Here is a 2,015-nt window from a genome sequence, read left to right on the forward strand (position 1 = left end):
CCCGGCCGCGATCTCGAACACGGACAGAGCGGCCTGCGCCTGGTGCTCGGCGAGCTGCACCGCGCGGGAGTCGAGCCGGTCGACGGCTTCCTGCATCACCAGGGCTTCGGCGTCGAGGATGTCCTGGGTCGTGTACCTGGCGTTCGACGACATCAGCGTGGCACCGACCGGTGGCACGAACACCGCGTAGCCCTCGACCTTCAGGACCTCGTCGCACAGCGTCTCCAGCACGTCCGGCTCGCCGCCGATGCCGTACTCCAGGCTGTTGGCGACGGCCGCCAGGAGCTGCGCGCGGGTGAACAGCTTGTCGTTCGCGGTCAGTCCGGTCTTGGGGTCGAAGACGATCGCCGCGATGTCGCTGGGCGGCGGGACGCGCGGCCCGCCGCCGGGTCCGTCGAGGCCCGCGCCGCCGTCCGGGCCGGGGCGTCCGGGCGCGGCCGCGAAGACCATCGCGTCGACGTCGTTGACCATCTCGCTCGCGTGGGTGCGCCAGCTGGTGCGCATCTCGGTGGCGTCAGCGTCGAGCTTGTCGCGTTTGGTCTGTGCCGAGATGGTCTTCTTCTCGGTGAGCGACGCATCCGCGCCGGCCTTCGCGTCGACGAGCGCCGCGCGCCGCGAGAATCCGTCGCGCACCTGCTCCGGAATCCCCGTGATCTCCCACGCACCGGTCCGCTCGTTGCGCTCGCGCCGTACCCCGAAGCGCTCGAAGGTCAGTGCGCGCACCCGGGCCTTGAAGTAGCCGTCGAGGGCGGAGGCGTGCCGGTACAGGTCGAGGCCGCGGTTGCCGATCGAGCGCCACTTCCCGTCCTCGCAGCGCGCCATGTTGGCGACGGTGACGTGCAGGTGAAGGTGCGGGTCCCCGGGCTCTCCGGCGCGCACCGGACGGGCACTTTGGTGCTCGACCGACCAGGCGAGCAGTCCGCCGGTCGCCACGCGCACCGGCTCTCCGTCCTTGCTGCTGATCGCGTAGCCGACCCACGTCTCCATCTGCCGGACGGTGTCGGCCTTGGCCTGGTGGACCAGGTCGCGGAACTCCCGCTCGTCGAGCGAGTCCATCAGCCCTTGCAGCACGCTGTCCGACTTCGGCAGGTCGAGGACGACGTCCCAGCCGCGCTGGCGGCTGTCGGTGCGCACGTCCTTGTACTGCCAGGCGGTCGCCAGTTCGTCGGCGTCGTAGATGTCGTCGAGGGAGAGGCCGGCCGCCCGCACGAGCTTGTGGAGCGTGCCGACCTGGAGCCGGGCCCGCTCGCCCTGGTCGGTCACCTTGCGCTGCTGCGCCTCGAACACGCGGAGCTGCTTGGGCTTGCCGTCGAAGAGTTCGGCGGCCGTGACGCCCCTCTCCTCGGCGGCGGCCGCGATGGCCTCGACGGCCCGCGCGAGGGTCAGCTGGGCCTTCTCGTGGGTGCGCATCGAGGTGGTGCCCTTGATGAGCCGGGCACCGGTGCGCGGATCGCAGCCGTTCATGATGAGGCGGGCCGCGGCCTTGCCCTCCTCGTCGAGGACGGCGCCCTCGACGAGTCCGAGGTCGGCCAGTCCGCTGCCCATCCAGACGAGGTCGGCGCCGCCCTCGGGTCGCAGACGGTAATCGACGACGCGGTCTTCACCGTCGTCGAGGACGACCGTGTTCGCGCCGTCCTCCATCACCACGGCGCACCCGGCCTGCTGCTTGAGCCGGTACTCGACCTGCTCGTCAGCCACGATCTTCGTCACCCAGGCCACGGCTGTGCTCCCCCGTACGAGCGCGCCACGCGCGCTTTGTGCTTTGTGGCCTTTACCCGGCTATGCCGTGGTTCCCCGACAGGGGAACCGCGTTGGTCCTTCCTCTCTTTTTGATCTTGATCCGCACTCGGCGGGAGAGATACGCAAGGAAGGACTGGCCGGGGCTGAGGGCCTTCGGTGTGCCACTCAATCATCCGCGGAGATCACCTGTCACTGAGGGGAGCCTCACGCACGGGGATGCTGGCTCGTTGTCCTCGGTGCACGGGCTGAGGCGGCCCGGCCGGGAAGCCTCGGGG

At 70.4% G+C, this 2,015-nt stretch carries 1 protein-coding gene; it reads right to left on the minus strand.

Going from position 1 to position 2,015, the window contains the following annotated elements; genetic code table 11:
* Window positions 1-1,719: MobF family relaxase (gene mobF, locus B072_RS0133005; protein ID WP_018534251.1), on the minus strand; the 1,719-nt coding region annotated here is incomplete at its 3' end.
* Window positions 1,720-2,015 lie beyond the last annotated feature (296 nt).

This window comes from Streptomyces sp. HmicA12 (assembly GCF_000373565.1).
Taxonomy (GTDB): Bacteria; Actinomycetota; Actinomycetes; order Streptomycetales; family Streptomycetaceae; genus Streptomyces.